Source organism: uncultured Thiohalocapsa sp., assembly GCF_913062725.1.
GTDB lineage: Bacteria > Pseudomonadota > Gammaproteobacteria > Chromatiales > Chromatiaceae > Thiohalocapsa.
The window spans coordinates 1-17,892 of sequence record NZ_CAJXWY010000034.1; the positions used below are offsets into that span (position 1 = coordinate 1).

Annotated in this window: 15 protein-coding genes; all 15 read right to left on the reverse strand. The window is 67.9% G+C overall.

What is annotated here, in order from left to right:
* Positions 1-62: 62 nt before the first annotated feature.
* The 15 genes from cas3 to QZ588_RS10775 all read right to left on the reverse strand — a co-directional run bounded on the left by cas3 (position 63) and on the right by QZ588_RS10775 (position 17,843).
* Positions 63-2,441: a CRISPR-associated helicase Cas3' gene (cas3, locus tag QZ588_RS10705; protein ID WP_295542535.1), complete on the reverse strand. Its 2,379-nt coding sequence runs from the start codon at positions 2,439-2,441 to the stop codon at positions 63-65.
* Entirely contained in the window at positions 2,407-3,123 is a 717-nt protein-coding gene (gene cas5, locus QZ588_RS10710) for a CRISPR-associated protein Cas5 (protein WP_295542537.1), read from the reverse strand. Before cas5 ends, cas3 begins: the two co-directional genes overlap by 35 nt.
* Before the next feature lie 2 nt (positions 3,124-3,125).
* Positions 3,126-4,118: a type I-B CRISPR-associated protein Cas7/Csh2 gene (cas7b, locus tag QZ588_RS10715; protein WP_295542539.1), complete on the reverse strand. Its 993-nt coding sequence runs from the start codon at positions 4,116-4,118 to the stop codon at positions 3,126-3,128.
* Positions 4,119-4,165: 47 nt separating this feature from the next.
* On the reverse strand, positions 4,166-5,989 hold the full coding sequence (locus QZ588_RS10720) for a TM1802 family CRISPR-associated protein (protein ID WP_295542541.1): 1,824 nt from the start codon (positions 5,987-5,989) through the stop codon (positions 4,166-4,168).
* A 299-nt stretch (positions 5,990-6,288) separates the two neighbouring features.
* On the reverse strand, positions 6,289-7,449 hold the full coding sequence (gene cmr6 / locus QZ588_RS10725; RefSeq protein ID WP_295542543.1) for a type III-B CRISPR module RAMP protein Cmr6: 1,161 nt from the start codon (positions 7,447-7,449) through the stop codon (positions 6,289-6,291).
* The gene (gene cmr5 / locus QZ588_RS10730) at positions 7,446-7,901 is read right to left on the reverse strand and encodes a type III-B CRISPR module-associated protein Cmr5 (protein WP_295542545.1); all 456 of its coding nucleotides are present in this window, start codon (positions 7,899-7,901) and stop codon (positions 7,446-7,448) included. The genes cmr6 and cmr5 overlap by 4 nt, the downstream gene beginning before the upstream one ends.
* A gap of 158 nt (positions 7,902-8,059) precedes the next feature.
* Positions 8,060-8,941, reverse strand: a complete 882-nt coding sequence (gene cmr4, locus QZ588_RS10735) for a type III-B CRISPR module RAMP protein Cmr4 (protein ID WP_295542547.1) — start codon at positions 8,939-8,941, stop codon at positions 8,060-8,062.
* A complete protein-coding gene (locus QZ588_RS10740; protein ID WP_295542549.1) occupies positions 8,938-10,116 on the reverse strand; it encodes a type III-B CRISPR module-associated Cmr3 family protein in 1,179 nt (392 codons plus the stop codon). The genes cmr4 and QZ588_RS10740 overlap by 4 nt, the downstream gene beginning before the upstream one ends.
* Positions 10,113-12,095, reverse strand: coding sequence for a type III-B CRISPR-associated protein Cas10/Cmr2 (cas10, locus tag QZ588_RS10745; protein ID WP_295542550.1), 1,983 nt, complete (start codon positions 12,093-12,095; stop codon positions 10,113-10,115). Before cas10 ends, QZ588_RS10740 begins: the two co-directional genes overlap by 4 nt.
* Positions 12,092-13,285: a type III-B CRISPR module RAMP protein Cmr1 gene (gene cmr1, locus QZ588_RS10750; protein WP_295542551.1), complete on the reverse strand. Its 1,194-nt coding sequence runs from the start codon at positions 13,283-13,285 to the stop codon at positions 12,092-12,094. Before cmr1 ends, cas10 begins: the two co-directional genes overlap by 4 nt.
* A gap of 49 nt (positions 13,286-13,334) precedes the next feature.
* Positions 13,335-14,552, reverse strand: coding sequence for a TIGR02221 family CRISPR-associated protein (gene csx2, locus QZ588_RS10755; RefSeq protein ID WP_295542552.1), 1,218 nt, complete (start codon positions 14,550-14,552; stop codon positions 13,335-13,337).
* Positions 14,553-14,645: 93 nt separating this feature from the next.
* Entirely contained in the window at positions 14,646-15,854 is a 1,209-nt protein-coding gene (csm6, locus tag QZ588_RS10760) for a CRISPR-associated ring nuclease Csm6 (RefSeq protein WP_295542553.1), read from the reverse strand.
* A 266-nt stretch (positions 15,855-16,120) separates the two neighbouring features.
* Positions 16,121-16,558 carry a DUF488 family protein gene (locus tag QZ588_RS10765; protein WP_295542554.1) on the reverse strand — a complete coding sequence of 146 codons (438 nt, stop codon included), beginning with the start codon at positions 16,556-16,558 and terminating at the stop codon, positions 16,121-16,123.
* Positions 16,555-17,169: a DUF488 family protein gene (locus tag QZ588_RS10770; protein ID WP_295542556.1), complete on the reverse strand. Its 615-nt coding sequence runs from the start codon at positions 17,167-17,169 to the stop codon at positions 16,555-16,557. The genes QZ588_RS10765 and QZ588_RS10770 overlap by 4 nt, the downstream gene beginning before the upstream one ends.
* 14 nt (positions 17,170-17,183) lie before the next feature.
* Positions 17,184-17,843, reverse strand: coding sequence for a hypothetical protein (locus QZ588_RS10775; RefSeq protein WP_295542558.1), 660 nt, complete (start codon positions 17,841-17,843; stop codon positions 17,184-17,186).
* Positions 17,844-17,892 lie beyond the last annotated feature (49 nt).

A 17,892-nucleotide genomic window follows, 5' to 3' on the forward strand; every position in this document is an offset into this window, starting at 1 on the left:
CGCCGCCTTGCCCGGCACGGGGCGATCCCAGCGCAGCTCGACTTGGGCGTAGGGGATCTGGGCTAGAGGATGCATGTCGGCGTGTCTCCTGGCATCGCGCGGAAGCCGGCGGCCCGATCATAGGTCTCGGCGCCGGCCTTGAGGTGGTGGACTTGGTCACGCTCGAGCCCTGCCGCAGCGTGGGGCTGGACCTGGATCACCCGCTCGTAGAACGCTCGTTTGAAGGCGCGAAAGGCGCGCTCCTGCTCTGCCGGGGATAGCTGCGGGTCGTCGCGAAGCCGTTGGTAGCGCTCCCAAAGGCGTTGATCGGCGGGGGTACGGACGATGAACAGGGCCACCTTGGGCGGCTCCTCGATCAACCGGAATGCGTGCTCCACGCCGCCCAGGTCGCCCTGGGTGAGCTGCAGGTCTACCCGCTGCTGATCCTGGCGTGCCCGGCAGCCGCAGAAATAGCGTTCGGTCAGCGCCAGGAACGCACGTTCGTCCCAGCATTCGGCATCGCTGAGCGTCTCTTGGGTCACCTCGATCAAGGCCGGGTCATAGACACGCCGCCAGAGTGCTTCGCCGGGCTGACCGTCGGGCTGACTGTCCTGGATCTGCCACAGATGCACCACACCAGGCGCGGAGCCGTTCTCGCCATGGCGATTGCAGCGGCCGGCGGCCTGGATGATGGCGTCCAGCGGTGCCAGGTCGCGGTGCACGACGGGGAAGCTGAAATCCACCCCGGCCTCGACCAGTTGGGTGCTCACGGCAATCACCGGCCGGCCCTGGCGCAGCAGGCGCCGGATGAGACGGATGCGCGCGCGCCGGTCGAGCGGCGTCAGATCGCTTGATAAGGCGATCAGCGGGCGTGCGGGCAGGGCTGCCCGCAGCGCCTCGAAGAGTTGGCGCACGGCCCGGCGCCGGTTGAGGATGATGAGTGTTGGCTGGTGGTGCTGGCGCATTTCGGTGATCAGCCGCTCGCCGAAACAGCGCAGCGTAAGTGGCTCGCGATGGTGCGCCTGCAGCCGGGTGCGGGTCAGGGCGTGGAAGTGTGCCGCATGATCCGGCAACAGCTCGATGGCGTCGCCGGGCTGGAAAATCAGCGGTCGGGTGGCGGTGAGCAGCACGAAGCGGGTGGCAAAGGTACGCGCGGCTGCCATGAGCAGTTGGCGCAGGGCTTCCCAGTAGCGCAATGGCAGCGCCTGCACTTCGTCGAGCAGCACGATGGCACCGGTGAGCTGTCCGGCGCGTTTCAGGTTGGCATTGCGCGCGCTGAGCAGGGAATGCAGCAACTGATGAAAGGTGGTCACCACCAGTTCGCTCTGCCAGGTTTCGGTGAGCAACTGGCCGGCGCCGTCGGCCTGGTGCTCGGCCTGCTCGGTGCGGAACAGGCTGTCGGTGAGGTGGTGATGCTTGAGCAGGCGATCCTCCTGATCGGCCAGCGCATTGGCGCGCAGCACGGCGCGGAAGACGGCATGGTTCTGATCGATGACCGAGGTGAAGGGCAGACAATAGATGAGACGCGGCGGCGTGCCGGTCAGGGTTGCGAGGGCGGCGCGGGCTTGCAGCGCCGCGTGCAGCACGGTCAGGGTCTTGCCGGCGCCGGTGGGTGCGGTCAGCGTCAGCAGCCGCTGATTCAGATTGGCCTGCCAGGTGTCGGTGACGGTGACGGCGATCTGCTCGCGGCGCCGATGCAGGGCGGTGGCCCGCGGTCCTGGGGCCAGATGATTGGCTTTGTAGTGGGCGACGGCATGGGCCGGCAGCTGTTGACGGGTGATCTGCCCGCCCTGGAGGGCGGCATCGGTCTTGTCGGTCGCCAGCAGGGCACCGAACCCCGCCAGCATCGCCAATGCCTCATCGAGCCCGCCGAAGGCGCGGCGCAGTCTCGAGCCGCTCGCCTGGCGCTCACGCAGGCGTTGCTCGATGTGTGCCGGGGTGAGTGGCTCGGGCGTCTCGGCCAAGCCCATCTGTGGATTGCGGGCCGCCACCGCGCTGAGCCAGGCGTGGATGCCGCCAAGGTCCAGCGCCGCGACTTGCCGCCGCAGCGGGTGCTCGGGCTCGCGCCATGCGGCGCGGGTCTGCTCCAGCAGCGCCGGCCACTCCTGGAATGTCAGTGGTCCGTGGTGGCGGCGCACCGCGATGAACACCGCCAGGCGCTGCCACAGGGGCCAGTCCAGTCCGGCGCTGTACCACCAGGCCAGTAGCGCACCGAGCTCGGCATGATGGGTCAGGGCCGAGCGCCGGCCGGCGTGCAGCAGATAGGCCTGGAACCAGGGCGTGGCCTTGCCGAGGTCGTGGAACAGCCCGGCGCCGAAGGCGATGATACGGATCGCGGGGTGTGCCGTGCCGGCGATGCTCGCGGCGGCGCGCTGTGCGACCCGCTCCAGATGCACCGGCAGGGGATCGCCCGGATGCGCAAAGGTCTCAGAGAAAGGCGATGATGGCGTCGTCGAGGGCATATAAGACTCCGGTGCCGCCTTGGCCGTGCAGGGGTTGTCCGTCCTCGGCCAGCACGATCTCCTGGTAGCGGTGTACGGTGCGCGTAGCGTCCATGCGGGTCGGGAGCCGCAGCCGCTGGTAGCGGCGTGCGTCCTCGTAATGGATCTGTACGCCGTCGGTGAGCGGCACCGCCGTGCTCGCCGCCCAGGCGTCCGCGGCGATGGGCTCGGCCTCGGCTTCGCCGATCCAGTGCACATCCGCTAGGCAGTTCGCCAGTCCGAGGGTGACCGTGTAGGCGCTGCGCCCGGCGCGCAGTTGCACGGCCAGCGCATCGGCCAGCGCTGTGGGCAGGCCGGCCACGTGGAGGCGAAAATGCGGCTCGCGCAGCAGCTCGCAGGGCACCTGGGTGTGCGTGCTCTGGCCCGCACGCGGGCGGAAGTAGGCATCGGTCCCGTCTTTGGTCTGCAGCAGGTTGAGGGCGGCGCGGAACACCCGCACCGGCGCGCGCAGCCCGATGCCAATGCGCACCTGCTCCCAGCCAAGCGCCTGGTGATAGGCGCCCTTGTCCAGCCCCAGGATGGCGCCGAGCATGCCCAGCACCGACGGCGGCGGCGGCAGTGGATAGCTCACCGGGCTCATCGGCGAATAGGGCTTTTTAAATAGCCCGTAGTCGCCGGCGATCTCGAGGGTGAGGGTGCGCATGCTCAGTGCTCCAGCACGAGATCCTTGACCGGCAGCCCGGCCTGCCCGGCCAACTCTGCGAACGGCCCCGCTGCGCCATGCGCCTGGCAGCGCAGACGCGGATCGTGCATGACCCGCAGCTCGGTGAGGGCGGGAAACCCGCACCAGGCATCGAGCAGTTCGCCGACGTCGAGCCGGAAGTCGCGGGTGGAGCGCAGCGCGGTGTCCTCCGTGCGCTGGTCGCTGAGGCCGATCCGCCGCGGCAGCGCGCCGAGGCGATGACCGGGCTGGTACTGGGCCACCACCAACAGCAATGGATCATGGCCGATCTTGGAATGGCTGTTGAGCGCAGCGGTGCCGTGCCACAGTCCGGCGAGCAGCAGTTGCAGGTCGGTGTCGCTGAGCCCGGTGGTGCGCGCCGCGGTCTCGTTGACCACGCCATAGGCGGCAATCAGTGCGTAGGGCAACAGCCAGCGCTCGGCGAAGGATTTTTGATTGGCCGCGGCGCTGCCGGCGTAGGCGGCGGTCTGCTGGACCAGGGTGGGGCTGACGCGGTGCAGCGAGCGATTGAAGGCGGCGAATTGCACCGGACCGGTCAGTTGCAGCGACGGTGCGTTCTTGCCGAGCGGCAGTGTGGCGCCGAACAGGCGCGCATCGACGCAGCCTGCGAGCACCGCGTCCTGCAGCGCCTGCCGCTTGGCCTCGCCCTTCTTGTCCTTGGCGGTGGCCGCGAGGAATTGTTCGGCGCGGTCTTTGCCTTCGGCCAGATGACCGTCGCCCTTGAGGGTATCGCGGATCAGCACCTCGCGGCCGGCGCCGAGGCGCGCCTCGACATCGGGCTCCTGGCTCAGGAAGTAGTCACGCACGGTGCGCTTGATGCGCACGTCGCTGATGGTCGCTTCGCCGGTCTCGGGGTCGGTGCGCGGGCGGTTCTCGTCGAGCGGATCGCCGTTGGGGTTGCAGTCCTTGGCCTCGTAGAGGAACAGGATCTCGTAGCGGTGGGTAAGGGCTGTCATGCAGTCGGTCTCCTTGACGGGGGTGGACGGGCAGGGCGGGGGGCGGTTCAGGGCGCTGGTTGGGGTTCAGCATTGGGCGTTGCCGCCGGCGCGTCGGCGGCTGCGGCGTCATCGCTGGCGCTCGCAAGCCGCTCCAGCTCGCCGATGCGGTAGGCCAGGCTGTAGCCGAGGGTAAACGCGAAGGTGGCCTCCTCGTCGCTGACCGCCCAGGTATCGGCACAGGCGACCCAGGCTTGGGCCAGGTCCGGATCGAGCCCGGTGATCACGTAGCCGAGCTTGTCGTATTGGGCCAACTTGGCATGGCCTTCGCGGTAGAGTCGCCGCAGGTGCTGGCGGTTGAGCAGGCGGCCGATGAACTTCTTGGTAAAGGGGGCGGCATCGCGCTCCCGGCGCTGCACCGAGGCGACGGTCGCGGCATAGCAGCCGGTCAGGAACGCCACCACCAGCTCGGGGCGGCGGAAGAACTCGGCGTGCGCACGCACATAACGTCCATACGGACTCTCCGGGATGACATCGGACATCGGCGGGGGCTCCTCCGTGGGGTTGATAACGATGAGCTGGACACGGACACAATAGCGATACAAGCCCCAGGCTTGGCGCGTGGTCCAATGCAGCAGGCTCGGATTGGCGCGACCGGTGGCGACCAGCTTGGCCACCAGCGCATGCAGGAAATGCCGGCGGACGATCGGCTTGCCGGCGAATAGGGCGGTCAGCCAGTCGCGCAGGGTCTCGGCGCTGGGCTTGTCGCCGGCACCCGAGAAGGTCTGGAAGGTGCGGGCGCCGATGCGCACCGGCTGCGTTTCTCCCTTGCTGTTCTCGGCGATGAGGTCGTCGGCCCGTGCGATGGCCTGCGCCGCGGCATGCAGGGTCTGCAGGCGACTCGGCAGCAGCTGCTGGACCTCGGCCTGGACCCGCCAGGCGGCGTTCTGCTGCCTGAAGAAGATCAGCGCCAGGGCGAGCTGATCGCCGGCCTGGGCGAACTCGTCCACCAGCGCCCATTCGTCGGCGACCAAATCGCGCGCCTTGCCCAGGGCGTACCGCTGAGGCCGTTGGCCCAGCCGCCATCGCAGTTGCTCGCGCACCTCGGGGGCGTTGCTGTAGGGCAGCACCAGGTAGGTCTGCCCGGCCATGGTGCTGCTGAGGTGGTTCTCGGCGAAGGTGAAGGTGTCGGCAAGGGTCAGCGCGCAGTCCCCGCACACCGGGAAATTGCGGTGCGCTTGATCGGCACGGAAGCCGCCGGCGATGCTGCCGGGGTTGTTGAGGTTGTAGCAGGCGAGCACCGAAAAATTGCCGTAGACGCGCCGGTCATCGCCGCCGCAGACTCCGCATACGGCACCGTCACGTGCGCCGCCCTTGTCGGCGAAGCCCTCGCGCACCTGGCGCACCACGCGCTCGCGCAGCGCCGTCCAGCCATACACCGGCTGCATCTGGGCGTCGGCCCAGTAGACATAGCCGCAGTGCGTCTTGTCGTCGATGCCAGCGGCGGCGCGCGCCTGACGCACAGCCTCCAGGATTGCCTCACGCTCGCGCTCGAAGGTGGTGAGGGTCGCGGTGAGCCAGTCACGCTCCGACACGTCGAGTTCTGCGGCCGCGGCGAGCTGGGCGACGGCCCGCGACAGGCGCGCCAGGGTCTTGGCCGAATCCGGACCCGAGAACTTGCAGCACGGGGTGAAATCGGTGCCATTGGGCGGCCCCGAGCGGTAGAGCACGCCCTGGTTGCCCTGGTAAGTGCGCACGCCGCACCAGCCGCCATCGGCATCGAAGCACAAAGCCAGCCCCCGATCGTAATGTGCGGGCAGCCCTTCATTGAGCCGCTCCCAGGCGGCACGCGCCGGCAGGCATTGGCTGAGCTCATAGAGGCGTTGGAACATGTGTAGTCGACTCCCTGGCGGTTATGGCCGTGGCCGGCGGTGAAGCGTGCTGCCATGGTCTCCACAACGCGCGCCGCCGTCTGCTTTCGCAAGCTTGCGAGCACGCCAGGCGCCGCTGCGGCGACCCTTCGATCTGCAAGCCAGTATCGCTCGCAGTATCATGCCGGCATGACCAAAACGGATAAGACGCTCGCCCGGATGCGCGCGAATCCGCGGGATTGGCGCATCGGGTAATTGCAAGCCATGGCGACGCTCGCGGAGCAGCTGGGCAAGCGTGAGGCGGCTTGAGAGACGGCGGCTCAGGCGCGCAGCTTGGCGAGCCGTGCTTTGCGATCGCGCTTCCTGGCGCCGCTGCCCCAGCCCGCATGGGCAAAGATGGCCTCGATTAGTGTCGCGAGCTCAGCCCGCTCTTGTGCGGGCCAATCCAGGCCCTGATCGAGTAGATCGCGGACCTTGGCCATGAAGGCGCCGCCGGCATCGGGCTTGACGCCCTTGCGCTGATAGGTGTTCTCGAACTCGGTGCGCACGGTCAGCAGGACTTGTTGTTGTGGCGAAAGCCTTTCCAGCGCGGCCTGTTGCTGCGCTTTCACCAGTTCTATGTGAAGGGCTTCAGTCTGCTCGGCAGACGCCTGCATCAGCCCGTAACCAACCGCGGTCTTGGCGCCGGCGCCGAGCCATGCCAGGGCATCCTTCAGCGCGTTGAAGACCGCCGCGAGCTCATCAGCGGCTGCGGCCTGGCGCGGGGCGATGGCGAACAGCAGTTGCGGCTTGTTGGCGACCAGGAAGGGCACCGGCACCGGGGCATGCCAGTCGGCGGGCACTTTCTCCGGCTCGCGCCGCCAGTCCTCGATCGCGTCGCCTTGCTCGTACCATTTGCCCTGGTGTGGGGTCATCACATCGGCGCGCAGGCCGACCGGCTTGATCGGCAGGGCATCGAAGAAGTGGAAGGCGCCGGCCTGGCTCGCGTTGCGGGGCGGCGACCCGTCGTGCGCGTCGACCGGTTGATCGGCGAAGCCGAACCAGGTGTCCAGCCGGCGCTTGCGCTGATGCGCGTCCAGCGTCTCGTCCCAGATCTCGACCCAGGCGCGCACCAGCCCCTTGACCGCGCTGCCGGCCAGGTAGGGCACACCCAGCGTGGGGTGCCAGGCGAAGCCGTTCTCGACCGGATGCGGTAGCCCGAGCCCGGTGGCGAGGTGCCAGTCGGCCTTGAACACGGCGCCGCGGCCACCCAGGGCCGTGACCAGCGCGAGCTGACGTTGCGCGGCCTGATCGAGGGCGTTGGCATCACCCGCAGGCCTCGCGGCCGTCTGTTGAATCCATTGGAGCTTGCCTTCGTCCGGCACGGTCCAGTCCTGCGCCGGCGCGTAGCGATCGAAGAACCGCTCGTACCAGAGGCCGCGATGGCCGTGCTCGGGCAGCGTGCGGGGTGCCTGATGATCGAGATAGAGCGGTAACGTCATCCTGCCACCTCCGTGGTGTCGGCTGGTGGCGGCGCCTCTTCGCGCGCCAGGAAGGCGCTGGCCAGGGTCTTCACCCAGTGGAGGAACAGCAGGGCCTCGATCTGGGCGGCCAGGTAGATGTCCTGATTGCTGTGGGTGATGGCCTCGAGCAGATCATCCGGATGATCGGCGAAGGGACGCCCCGGCTGGGACAGCCAGTCGCCGAGCAGCGCATAGAGCCGGTAGTAGACGTGCTTGGTGCCCTTACGCCGATAGAAGGCGGCGGTCTGTCCCAGCCCATTGGCGCGGATCATGAACGGCATGGCGCTGGCATAGCTGTTGAATTCCTTTTGTGCTTTGGTCTCTTCGCGCCACTCCACGGCGAGCGCCTGGATGCGCTCCAGGGCAAAGCGGGCGCGCTGCTGCTCGGGCGTTGCCTCAAGAGACTCGCCCTCTGGCGCGTCGGTCGGCAAGCCGGCCGGGGATGGCGGCGTGGCTTGGCGAGGGCTGGATGCGGCAGGTGCTGCGGGGGCGTCAGCGGACGCAGCCGGTCTACGCCGCACACTGGTCGCCGCAGCGGTGGTCGGCACCGAGGCGGATGACTTCGCGCTGGGACTCTTGGGGTGCTTGCTCATGCTGACTCTCCTACGCGCTGCACACTGACCTTGCACCAGCCCATGCCGACGGTCTCGTTACCGCCGAGCTGCAGGTAGGGACGCTGACCGAACAGCTCATCGGTGACATGGGCGAGCACCTCGGCAGCGGTTTTGGTCTGCTCCTGCTGTCGCACCGCCTGGGCATGTAATGTCACCGTCAGCAGGGTCTCGGGCGGCAGGGTTTCCTCGTACCAAAGCGCGCCGGGCTCCACTGTTTTGGTGCGATTGTCGATGCGGACATGGGCATTGACCGGGGTGGCGAACTGGGCCAGATGGCTGAAGCGGTCGTCGGCCACCAATACGAGCTGCCTGCGCAGCGCATCTTCGGCATCCGGGCGGCCCATCAGTTGCGCCAGCACCGGGATAATGGCGGTGAAATCGGCGGCCTCGCTGCGCAGCCGGAACTCCTCCAGATACAGCGCTTCTCTGGTCTGCTCGGGCAGCAGTGCCCGGTCCCGCTCCTCGATCGTGGGAATCGCCGTCGGCGCCAGGTCCTCCAGACTCAGCCGGGCGCAGTCGGCGGCGAAGCGCTTGAGCAGCGCCGGGCAGGTGACCCACTTGAAGTGGCTGGTGAGCGAGCGCACCGGCAACAGCAGCAGGCGCGCATCGCCCACCAACAGGGCGCCGGCGTGCTCGGAGGCGTTGGCGGTCTCGGGACCGAAGACTTGGGTCAGCCAGGGCACGCCGGCCTCTTCGGCACCGGCGCGCAGCGCCCCCTTGACCGCCGAGCCATAGATCACCGGCCAGGCGGTGTGCGCCTCGCGCTGGATGGGCAGGTCGATGACGCCGCCACTCTGTCCGGTGCCGGCATGGATTGAGGTCTCGGCCAGCAGGCCGAGCAGGGCTGTTTTGCTCATCGGTCTTCCTTCATTGCGTGCGGCCAAAGTCCCACCGCCAGCTCGCCGCGGCCGAGGGCGGTGTCGCGGCCGATCTGGCGGCCGTGCAGGGTGTCGATGGCGGCGCCGGCATCGGTGGCGTCGTCCAGGGTGCAGAAATAGAGGCTGCCCGCGGGGATGAGGCTGCGCACCGGCCGCGGGCGCCGCTGCGCGAGATCCCAGCCGCCCTCGCGCACGGCCTTGCCGATGACGGCGCATTCCAGGGTCAGGCGGATGCCCTCGATGGCGCCCTGCCAGACCCGAATGCCGTCCCGCTCGCTGGGCACGAAGCCGGGGGGCAGCCACCCCTCGCCGTCGGTGCGGTCGCCGAAGTCGGCGTGGGTCACGAGCATCAGCAGCAGGTGCCGGTCCGGTGGCGCGGGCGGTAATGGCAGCGCGGAGCCCTTGGGGGCGACGGGCATCAGGCTGACGGCGCTCGGGCGGCCCTCGCCGCCGAAGCGGATGGTGCCGGACGCGGGGACCAGCTCGGCGGGCAGGCCGCGCGTCTCGGCACCGATGGCCAGGCCAGCGCGCGGGCGCAAGTGACGGGTCTGGTACAGCAGTCCGTCGTGAGCGGTGCGGCGCCGGTTGTCGCGGGCGATGCCGAGCCGTGGCTCCTCGTCGTAGAGCGCACTGGCCTGGATGACTTGCGTGGGTGGCTCGCCGGCGAGCACCCGTCGCAGCTGATCGCACTTGAGCCAGTGCCCTTCCAGCGGCTTGGCGCCGGGCAGTGGTCCGGCGTCGCCGTCGGCGATCTCCGGCAGGCGTACCCGGCCCAGGTCGCACTGCACCGGCTTGTCTTCGGCGCCCGGTCGCAGAAAGCGGTAGGCGCCGTCTTTGCTGAGCACATGCAGTGGCATGGGATAGAGGCGCTCGCCGTCCAGCAGCGGGTAGGGACCGCGCAGCCACAGTTGACCAAGTTGATCGCCCGCGCCGATCAGGCTGCGCAGCTCGGCGTACTCCTCCGCCGTGGGGAAGCGTGTCCAGTCCACGCCCCGCTGCTCGCCGATCAGGGTGCGCAGGGCGCCGGCGACGGTGCGCGCCGGCGGCGGAAACAGGCTGCTCAGCTCGTTGTGGCCGCTGGTCTCGAAGCCGCGCGCCTCGCGGAAGAACCAGGTATCGAGCGGATCGAAGCGCCATTGCAGGGTTTCGTTCATGCGTCGTCGGCTCCTTTCTGCGCGAGGAAACGCACCAGCAGCGCACCGTCGGCTTCCAGGCACGGCTGCTGGTGATAGGTGACGCCGGCTTGGGGGTCGCCACAGGACAGGGGCGTGCTACCGGTTGGCGGCGCCTGATCGGCCGGCACGCGGCGCACCGGATAGCACTGTTCCAGCAGCGGGCGGATCAGGTGCTGGGCTTGGGGTAAGGTCAGCTTGCGCGTGCGATTGGCCCCCGAGGCGAGGTAATCCACCGCCAGCAGCGCGGTCGCCTCTTTCTGACTGAAGACCGCCGTGTCGTGCGGCGACTGCTTCGGCGGATTGAGGAACTGAAAGCGCTCGCGCACGCGATAGAAGAACTGATTGCTGAACGCGCCGGCCTCGCTCCCCAGGGCATCGGTGGTTTGGGCCGCGAACTCCTCGGCAATCTGCTCGATCGCCAGTCGCTGCTGCGGTGCCCGCTCGCTCCAGGCGCAGGCCCAGGGCCGCGCCCATTGCAGCGTCTCGCCGCTCTGCTTCACCACCCGCACCGCCAGGGCATCGCGCCCGGTTGCATCTTTGGCGATGTCGTCGAGCAGGTGATGGCTGTCGTGCAGCAGGCGGGTCAGCGGGATCTTGACATGGGCAAAAGTGACGGCTCCCGAGAGGGTCGAGGGAGGCTCGTTGGTCGCGAAAGCCCAGTTGAAGGCATCCAGATAGGCCGTGCGAATGGCGGCGGCGCAGCCGAGGGCGCTCTCCAGCGGCAGGAGCGCGAGCACATCGTCGCCGCCGGCGTAGATCAGAAATCCACTGTGCGCGTCGACCAAGTTCGGCACCTCGCCGGTGAAGCGGTTGAGCGCTGCGGAAATCATCTCCGGCGTCTTCGCATTGCCCTCCTGTAGCAATTGCCCCAGGCTGTCGCCGTCCATGAGCAGGATGGCGTAGAAGGGTGCTGGCGCACGCTGGCACGCGAGGTCTTTCAGCGCGCGCCGTACCGCCTGCACCCGCCTGCGATCCGGGCAAAGCTTGGGGTTGTCCAGCACGTGGGGGAACAGGGCGCTCGTATGCAGCCCGGCCAGCTGTGGGTTGTCGGTCTCACGGACGCAGCGCGGCAGAGCGAGTCCCCGGTCGGAGGGCTCATCGAGCAGGGCATTGGTCGCCGTGTGCAGCCGTTGCAGTGCCGCGCCGTCGGCCCCGGCCAGCCGCGCCACCCAGTGCGCGGCGGCCAGATCAAGGGTCGAGGGCATCTGGCCATCGAGCCGCCAGCCGTGCAGGGTCCAGTCATCCGACTGCGGCCTCGGCATCGGCGCCCGCACGTCGGCGAATACGGCGACGAAGCGCCGCTTGACGAAGGCGATGGCGCAGAGGCGCTCCGCCTCGTCGAAGTCGCGCGGCGACCGCCGCCGCAGCGGCCCCCAAAATGCCTCCAGCGTGTCGTCACCAGGCCGCACGGCGCCCGAGAGCTCCTGCCAGCCGGCCATGACCGAACACTTCACGCCACCTTCTTCGGGCGGTCGATGGCTGCGCCAGTTCTTGCGTCGGTCGAGCAGGTTGCTGGCCTCGCCCAGCACCCAGCTGATCTCCCAGAAGCCGTTGATCTGCCGGTCCCAGATCGCGCGGGTGGTGCTGTTCGCGGGCAAGTGGCTCAGGTCGTGCCGCCAGACCGCCTCGGCCAGTGCCTGCCAAGCCTGGTGCACGGTCTCGGTGACGCGCCCGGGCTCGAAGGTGTCCGGCACCCTGCATTGGATCGCCTTGAAGCGGTTGGGAATGCTGCCCTGGCGGGGTGGCTTGCCCCGGCCGGCGCCCGTCAGCCAGGCGATGGCTTCGTCGTCGGGCTTCGGGAACGCGATGGTGCCACCTTGCTGCTTGACCGCCTGCATCGCGGCACCGGCCAGCCAGGAGAGCAGGAAGGAGCCGGCCCAGAAATCGCGCGTGCGCCGCGCCTGGGCGACGAAGCCCTGCACCGGGCCGAGGGTGAAGTGGAAGGTTTGCTCACTCATGAGCGCGCCTCCAGCAGCGTGTTGCGCCCGGCGAAACGGTCCATGAAGCGATGGATGACGCGCCAGTCGGGCTTGACATCGACCCGGCGCATCGGAGCGCGTTTGTCTTTCAAGCCGATCCGCCAGTCGTCGGGTAGGAACTGCGCGGGCAACAGCGCGATGACCGCTGCCATCGAGCCATCCGGAAACTGATGCGGATGCAGGAATAACGGCGACGCGCGCCGATAGGTACCAAGGTCGCTCCAGCCACCCTCGCGCTTCGGCGCCACGGCGTTGATTTCCAGCTTGTCTTTGGTCGAGCTGAAATAGTAGTTGTGGGGCAAGCCGAAGAGGGCGCGCCGAGGGTGCGTTGCGACGGTTTCACCAGCCGCGGCCCGCTGGGCCAGGTCGTGGTCGTCAGGGAAGTTGCGCTCTGCCGGCGCGCCCGCAACCTGGCCGTTCTGGCCCCAACTGCGATAGCGCTGCATCTCGGCGCCGAGCTCGCCGAGCAACGTCCAGGGATCGGACGTGTGGGCTGTAATCAGGTCGATACGTGTTTGGGCACTGAAAGCGGTCAAGGGGGGCAAGGCGTCGAGTCGCTCGGTGATCAGCGTCTCGAAGCAGGCACGTGTTTGGTCGGCGTTTGTGGGTACTGTGAGGGGACAACCTTCGAGTGATTGAATCGCGAGCGCGCCAAATCCCTTGCGGGCGCGGCTGCCCAGGCCGCCCAACAATCCGAGGGCCAGCATCGCCTTGGCGATCGAAGTGCGATCGTCCGTCGCCGTGCCGGGACGGAAACGCAGCGTCACCCGCATTTCGCCAGTACCCATGGCTTCGCGGAGATACTGCTCCTTGAAGTGATACAAGCCCTGGCCCAACAGGTATTGATGCCCTGCGATCGCCGTCGGCAGGTTCGCTTTGACGCACTGGTGTGTCTCGGTTTTGATCTGGAGCAGAAAGCATCCTTGCCCGCTGCCCGCGCCGTCGGCGGCGAGACCGAACAGCCGCGCCTCGCGCTGATGCAAGCCCTGCAATGCGGCGGCCTCGGTCTGCGCCTCGCGTAAACACTCCCCCCAATGCAACGCCCGCCACCAGAACCGCAGCGCGCCTTTCAGCGTGGGTGGACGGATGCCGTCGTCGGGTGTTTGGTCCGCACCGCCGATGAACATCGGCGTGACGATCTGGTAGGTGGCTTCAAGGTGGTCGGGCACGGGGAAGACTCCTTGCACAGGGTTCGCCCAAGCGGGCTGGAAAGTGCTCTCAGCCCAGGACGCGCTGCAGTGCATCGTTCAGCGCTCCGGGCAGGCGCTGCGGATTGACGACGATTTGTCGCACATGAATCAATGACGCCGGATTGCCATGGGCGAGGGCATTGCGCAGGTTTTTCAGCATCCAATAGCCCTCGGCGACGGCGCGCGGATGCTCGCCCGCGCGGATTTCTGCTTCGAAGGCGTCCTCGGCGGGCTTACGGTCTTGCTGATGGTCGTGCTGACCAAATTTGCGGCGGTCGCACTCGCGCGTGATCACCGCCTCGAAACCGAGGATGGCGGCGCGCACATAGTCGCCCTGGCGCAGATAGAACCGGGCCAGGCGGTGCTGATAGGCCATCAAGCCCGCTGCGCGGACCCAATCCAGCTGCTCGGCCAGCGCCGGGCGGAACAGCGCCGAGACGCCGTTCAGCGGGGTGTCGAGCACGGGCAGAAAGGTCAGGATACGGCGCCGGGCGTCGGCGAGGTTCAGCGTCCGCTCGAAGAAGGCGGCCTCCACCAGACAGCGCACTTTGTCGGCGGGGACGCCGTCGCGTTCCAGCAAGGGCGCGAACAGGCCATAATCGCCGTTCTGGTCGAATCGGCTCAGGGCATCCAGCCAGTGCTCGATGGTCATCAGGCCATCGAGGCGTACCACGGGGGTCACCCCCTGCTCGCGCATGTCGAGGGCGCCGTAATAGAGCCCCTCGACCCGCAGGCCGCGCACGCGCTCGAGGAAGAAGGCCGACAAGGCGCCGATGGCCGCGAGGTGGCGGAAGCCATGCGTGAGGTCGATGACAACCCGCCCCCGGGGTACGGCTTCGGCGATGGTCTCGAGGATGCGCGCCTGCCCCTGCTCGTCGCGCCCATAGTCGATCAGGCGCAGCAGGCAGCGCACGCCGAGCGCCCGCTCCACCAGCGGCTCGACGGCCGCGAGCAAAGATGCGTCGACCCGCTGCTCGCTGGCGGCCTCGATCAGCCGCAGACGCAGTTCCTCTTCCTCCCCGTCGACCGCGCACTGCTCGATCAGCACGTCCCACGTGCTGCCGGAGGTGCCCAGCACGACCAGTCGATCGGGCTGGGCCACTTCGAGCAAGTCCAGGCCAAAGAACGGGGTTTCCTTGGTCGTGCCGTCGGCGAAGCGATAATGCGCGACCTGATAACCGGTCTTGGGATCGAGGCGCGCCCGGCCGAGAAAGCTGACCAGGGTGGTCGGGGAGGCTTGGGACATGGGTCGATGACTCCTTGGGCAAATGGCGATCGCGTTGGGTAACAGGGGCGTCGCGCAGCCGCGCGGCGACCGATTGCAGAACGCAATGCTCGCTCAGGTCGTCGACGCCGCACCGCGCTCGCAAGCTTGCGAACCGTCCGCTGGCAGCGCCGCGTAGTGGATCGCAGTCGGCGGTAACGCCAGCGAGTACCCCGCTCCTGCGTCCTCCTGCAGCACTTGGTAGGGGCGTGCCGCCAGGGCGCCGAGGCGTTGAGTCAGTGTCTTGTTGAGCTTGGCGTTCTTGGCGTTGAAGTACTCAGGCGTCATGCCATGACGCAGGCCGTTGGCGCGCAGCGTCTTACCGTCCTCATCGAGCAGCGGATCGATGCGGCGCAGCTCGGCGACGTAGGCGTCACGGTAGGGCTCGGCGCGCTGCTCGATGTCTTTGAAGGTGATGCCGGGCAAGGGCGGCTGGTCGGCCTTGGCGCGGCGGGCAAACCAGGACAGGAAGGCCAGCTCGGTCTGTGGCAGCCGGATGATCTGGCCGCCAGCACGAATCCGCTTGCCGCGCAGATCCATGACCAGCTCGTGTTCGGCAAGGGCTTCCTGGACTGTGCTGACGCAGGCCGAGAAGGGCGTGTTCCCCGTCAGCATCGGCTCATGCTGGGCCGAGCGCAGGCGCACGAAGGGAATCCAGGCGAGGTCGACCTTGGCATGACGACAGTCGTAGGTGACCTCCTTGTCTCCCTGTCGGACATGGATCGGACACTCGTTGGGCGTCGGGTAGTAGAACTCGCGGTGGCTCTCGAATGGTGCCGAGACCAGCACATGCGACAAGCGATCTTGCGCACGCCCGAACAACGACAGGGCATAACCGACGAAGTAGCCCATGCTCTTGCGCCCGCCAGCGATCGAGACGTGTAGCGTGCTGTGCTCATCGGCGGTGAGCTGTCGGACCAGCCCGGTAATGAAGTCGGCCGCCCGAACGTTGTCATCGGGGCTGCGGATATCGTCCAGACCACCGCCGTCGGCGCCGGGGATGACATGGATACGCGCGGGGCTGAAGTCGATCGCCGGCAGCCGGTAGTCGCGTTGCAGCCGGCCCATCCAGTCGATCCGCGGCGAGAGCAGATTGAGCCGGGCGTGCTCGGCGCCCAGTGCTGTGGTGATCAGGTGGACTTCGGTTGGGACCAGTGTCGGATCATGCTTCCAGAGCGCGTAGATGGTCTCGGTGACCACCTGCGGTGTCAGGCCGGTGACGACCAACAGAATCTGCCGCTGAGGGGCTGCGGCATCGGCGGCATCGACGGCGTTGGTCGTCATCGAACTATCCTCTTTGTTACCTCAAGCTGGCCATGACCGTGCCGTCGGCGGTGCCGGTGCTACTCCAGCCTGCCCACCAGCGAACACTGCCCAGAGTCTATGCCGGTGCCCGACGATCACTGAGGTTCGCAAGCTTGCGACCCACCACAAAATGCCGCCGGATCCAGGCGAGCATCCTCATTATGCCAGCATCCTATTTTTCTTGGCCACCGAATGTGGCGCCCGACTCAAGCGCTGGATGATCCGTAGACTGGGCGAGCGGTAGCTCAGGTCAGATGCCGGATCGTGATCCCGCCCCACTGCGCCGCCAGGTACTCGGCGACCAGCCGGCGGTGGCAGCGCTCGGGCGTGTGCTCGCTGCACAACAGGCAAGCGTCCTTGAACAGCCCTGGATCAAGCGTCTGCGCCACCTGTCGCTGTGCGAGCAGCGCCAGGAACTGCTGCTCATAGGCCGCCCAGTCGCCGCCGTTTTTCTTGTAAGCGTCGAGGATCGCCGGTGTCGGCGCGAGACTCGGGATCTCCTGGTAGTCGATCCCACACAGGGCCCGCAGGAAGTAGCGCAGATCGTCGCGCTTGGCGAAACCGGCGAGCTGCGAGCGATTATTCAGCCGTATGTCGAGCACGCGCCGCACGCCGGCCTCGCTCAGGCTCGAGAAGAACCGCTCGGCGCCCTTCTGCGTGAATCCGATGGTAGAGAGCATCATCGGCGGGGCTCCGCAATCGTTGTCTGGCCGTCGGTGGCAGACGGTAGGGTGTAGGCGATGCGCGCGCCCTGCTGGCGGTAGGCGAGCGCCTCCAAGTCGGCCTCGTCGCAGAACAAGTCCGGCTGCTGCAGACCCAGCTGCGCGCGCAGGCGCTCGATTGCCTGCGCCTGCGTTTCCAGGTTGCCATCGGCCAGGATGTGCTGGACCTCCAGCCCTTGCGCGACGAGCGCGCGGGCGACGAGGATCGTGCGATGGCAGCTGAGTGGATCGCGCTCGGCGCACAGCAGCGCCAGGCGGTAACGCTCCGCGCCGGCGCAGATCCGCTCCACGCCGGAACGGAATCGCTCGGTGCACGCCAGGCGCTCGTACTGAACCTTGCCCTGCTCATAGCAGGCGGGGTCCTCGCTGCGCGCGCCGCACTCCCGCCCCAGGAACACGTACTGCAAGCCCGCCTTGCGCAGCGCCGCCTGCAGGGGTTCGCGATTGAATTGCGGATGGCGAGGACTGACCGGCTGCGAGCGCACATCGGCGATCGCGCCGATCGCATGCCGTTGCAGCAATTCCAGGAAGGCCTCGAGCGTGTGAGCGGAATGGCCGATGGTGTAGAGCATCGAAGACATGGCGTTTAGCCCGCGTTGACAGGAATGATGGCCGCAGCCAGCTTGTAGGCGAAGCCGTTAAAGACCGGGGCCAGGCTCAGGCACAGGAAGGCTTCACCAAAACCGTACCAGCCATCCAGGCGCCCGGTATAGGCGGCCTTGACCCAGGGGTCGGTGACGCTGAGGTTGTAGATCCGGCCGGCATGTTCGAAACGCGCTCGCACGCGCCCACCGACCACCTGCAGATGCAGTGGCAGCGGTCCGATCAGCCGCAGCGAGCCGTCGGCCTCGCCCAGGCGCTGTTCCGGCACCCGGTCGTTGTCGCCGCCGCCGCTGGAGTAGCCGTCGAGCCAGAGTGCGCCCGCCGGGTCCACGGCGCGGTTCAGCGCCGCCGTGCTCAGCCGGCCGCGCTTGACCCAGAGCTTCCCGGGCGCAATGCGATAATTTTCCGCCTGGAAGCCGGCCGGCGCCTGGTGTGACAGCGGTACCTCGACCACATCCAGCGGCGCGAGCGGGCCGCCGAGCACGGGCAGATCATCGGCATAGAGCGCGCCGCTGCGATGGGCGCTGGTGGGTCGAATCCAGCGACCGAAGCGCCGGTTCGTGATTGCCTTGCCGGCGACGCAGCGGCCGTTGTGCTTGCACGAGTTGGCCAGCACCACCAGGGTTGTCGAATAAGCGGCCATGCGCATCTCTTGTCCTCCTGAAGCCTGTGATCACGGCGTTCAGGATGGA